The 2,497-nt window shown below is 41.2% G+C and carries 3 protein-coding genes; 2 read left to right on the top strand and 1 reads right to left on the bottom strand.

From position 1 onward, the window contains the following. Window positions 1-90: 90 nt before the first annotated feature. Both Sarmat_RS06500 and Sarmat_RS06495 read left to right on the top strand, forming a co-directional pair. Window positions 91-708 (top strand): peptide deformylase, encoded by a 618-nt coding sequence (locus Sarmat_RS06500; protein ID WP_202149947.1) that lies wholly within the window; start codon window positions 91-93, stop codon window positions 706-708. Between the two features lie 45 nt (window positions 709-753). Continuing rightward, window positions 754-2,076: an ATP-binding protein gene (locus tag Sarmat_RS06495; RefSeq protein ID WP_202149946.1), complete on the top strand. Its 1,323-nt coding sequence runs from the start codon at window positions 754-756 to the stop codon at window positions 2,074-2,076. 249 nt (window positions 2,077-2,325) lie between these two features. Here the strand turns inward: Sarmat_RS06495 and Sarmat_RS06490 are convergent, their stop codons facing one another. Then, window positions 2,326-2,463, bottom strand: coding sequence for a hypothetical protein (locus Sarmat_RS06490; RefSeq protein WP_202149945.1), 138 nt, complete (start codon window positions 2,461-2,463; stop codon window positions 2,326-2,328). Window positions 2,464-2,497 lie beyond the last annotated feature (34 nt).

Genomic DNA, 2,497 nt, shown 5'->3' with positions numbered 1-2,497 from the left:
CATGAAGGCACGAAACTGCGCCAGGAAGTATATTAGAACAGCTTGGTAATGTGGCCCGTTGCGTTTATTTTATAGATATTATATGTTAAAATGCAGATGTTAAAACTCATTACCGCCCCAAACCCTATTTTAAAACAAAAGTCGCAGGAGTTATTAAGAGTAGACGACCAAACCCGCCAGCTGTTTAATGAGATGTTAGAAACTATGTATCAGCACTCTGGCATAGGCCTTGCGGCTGTGCAGGTTGGCATTGCTAAGGCAATGCTGGTTATAGATTTGCAAAATATTGGGCAAGAGGAGGAGGATGGATATGATGATGGCGAACAAGGCGAGAGATCTGATATACCCTTTGCAAAACCCACTCATACAGAACAATTTGGCGCCGCGCCTGCCCAAGAAAAGGGCGCCAAGCTACAAGGACCTTTGTTTTTAGCTAACCCTAAAATACTCCACTACTCAGAAGAAACTGTATTAGCACAGGAGGGATGCTTATCTGTGCCACAAGAATTTATAGATGTGCCTAGGGCCGAAAAGATTGTTGTGCAGTTTTTAGACTACCATAATCAGCCGCAAACAATTGAGGCTGACGGGTGGTTAGCGCGCGTAATACAGCATGAAATGGACCATTTGGCTGGAGTGCTAATGATAGACTATGTTTCTAGACTAAAACGCAGCATGATTTTGCGCAGGTTGGAAAAGAAAAGATAAATCAACGCAATAAAGATAAATCAATACAATAAAGAGATCCAACACATGAAAGATAAGGCTTCGTTTATTCAATTTCTCTCCACGCTCACTCATGAGGAGCGGACACGAGTAATAGATGAAACTAGACGTCTTGCCAAACTCACTCATGATGAGCAAATGCATGGTATATACAAAGCACAGCGCCATAGCGTACATAGAGCACGTGAGGATTCAAGTATTGAAGCGACGATGCAGTCGCGAGCAAGAATAGAATTTCCAAAGAAGTCTAATAAAAAAGCGGAGTCTTATGCAGCTGAATCTTATGCAACACGCAAAGATTTTACATCAGCAGAGAACGAAGGATGGTGGCTTGCAGAGTCAGGGTCTATCGGGCAATTAAAGCGGAAGCACGTGGCTTCTCTGTATTATATGTTATTGATACATGAGCTTAAAAACTCTTTTCACCCTATACTACAAACGGTAGAGTGTCTACAGCGTTCTATTTATAGCAATCCACTAGAAATCAACAAGCGCATAGTTGAGCAACTTGCGACACAAATTCAAAAAATACCTCATATTATCGAAGAGCTCGCGGCGCACTACCAGCCCGTTAACACATGTGACTTTGCCAAAAAAGAGGCGATGAGTAGAAGGAACATTAAAGCTCTTTCCAAATCCACTCAATCAAAAACGATGCGAGAGGTAAATAGAGCTCTTAGAAAACTCGCTCATGATGAGCGAATGCAAGGAGTATACGGAACACAGAACAAAAGGATGCATGGAGTACGTGAGAATTTCGAATCGGCAAGGCTGCCACGGTCTGTATCTAGAGTAGAGTGTGGAGGGGAGTCTATTGACCTAATGAAACTCACACGGCAAGTTATTCTCGAGCATTTTAAGCATATGGCGTATAGAATACAAATTATTCATACTCATAGCTCATCTCCATTAATAATTAAACAATTTAGTTTTATAAATAACTCACGCGCCCACGCCCATGCAACGGCAAGTGCCGAAGGGGGCGCAAGCATTGCGTGTAATAAGAAATATATTGAATATTTGATGCTCAACCTACTGCATAATGCGGTAAAATATAGTGATGATAGAATATTTGTTCACATTCATTCCATCCAAACAACGCAGACAGAGGGAGGCGCAGAGAAGATAAGAGTGGCTATCAGCAACAACTGTCATTTACCAGACTTTAAAATAGTGCAAAGCATCTTGGACGATAATTCAAATGAACAGCTACATCATTTTAGTTTGCGGCAGCGCATGGGATTAGCGTTGTGCAGCACCATCTTACGTCTACATGAGAGCGCTTTGCGCGCTTCTTGGAGCAAAAAATACCAGCGCATTACTCTGCACTTTACACTATGGCACTATTAACAAAATAGTTGTCAAAAAAAACAAAGGGGAGTGATTGTAATTTGTTTTGTAGTGCACTATATATTTGAGTGCTTCCTTCATAGGACCCTACATTTTTTAAGGAAAGAAATGCAAATTTATTTTATTGAAAGGCTTTACTAAAGATTTTATTTCGATTGCTAAGTTAATCATCGGTTTATTCGGAATCACAAGTTGTGTTTTGGCAATGGACAGAACTAATTGGAAATTCGGAAAACGGATATTAATACTTTATTTCTCGCGATAGTTATAAACAATAGACCTCTTTCCTAACTCTACTCCGATGGCAACTGTGGCGACGCTGTCGATGCGCAAGTCCTCACGTACTTCATGTACGCTGCGGCTCTGTGCTTCGTATACTCCTCGCATTTGCTCATCATGAGCGAGTTTCGAAAGAGGTCTA

It is taken from the genome of Candidatus Sarmatiella mevalonica (assembly GCF_016751895.1).
Lineage (GTDB): Bacteria > Pseudomonadota > Alphaproteobacteria > Rickettsiales > Rickettsiaceae > Sarmatiella > Sarmatiella mevalonica.
This window is presented reverse-complemented; position numbering and strand designations above follow the sequence as displayed.

Excerpts from the sequence above, each read along its gene's own strand:
- Sarmat_RS06490 (WP_202149945.1), bottom strand. The coding sequence starts at position 2,463 with ATGCGAGGAGTATACGAAGCACAGAGCCGCAGCGTACATGAAGTACGT.
- Sarmat_RS06500 (WP_202149947.1), top strand. The coding sequence starts at position 91 with ATGCAGATGTTAAAACTCATTACCGCCCCAAACCCTATTTTAAAACAA.
- Sarmat_RS06495 (WP_202149946.1), top strand. The coding sequence starts at position 754 with ATGAAAGATAAGGCTTCGTTTATTCAATTTCTCTCCACGCTCACTCAT.